General features: G+C 64.7%; 1 protein-coding gene. It reads right to left on the reverse strand.

The features are described 5' to 3' along the window. Positions 1-348 (reverse strand): integrase core domain-containing protein (locus ABNF93_RS34760; RefSeq protein ID WP_349332519.1); only part of this gene is annotated, 348 nt, incomplete at both ends.

The raw sequence follows: 348 nt of genomic DNA on the forward strand, positions 1-348 counted from the left end.
TGTTCCCGATCAGGAGGTTGGTGACGCCGTGGTGGAGTTGTGAGGCTGGGGGTTGGTCTCCGACGGCGGTGTGTGGGCGATGGTAGTTGTAGTGGATGTTCCAGACTTGGATGGCTTCGGCGCGTTGGGTTTCGCTGGTCCAGACTCTGGCGTAGAGGAGTTCTTCGGCCAGGATCCGTTGGTAGCGCTCGACTTTGCCGTTGTGGCGTGGGGTGTAGGGCCGGATCCGTTGGTGGCGGGAGGCGAACGCGGCGATGGTGCGGGCGAAGGCGGCGGCGCGGTAGTTGGGTCCGTTGTCGGTGACCACGCGGGTGATCCGAGTGATGCCGTGGGCGGCGAAGAACGCTC

The organism is Actinopolymorpha sp. B9G3, assembly GCF_040120725.1.
Taxonomy (GTDB): domain Bacteria; phylum Actinomycetota; class Actinomycetes; order Propionibacteriales; family Actinopolymorphaceae; genus Thermasporomyces.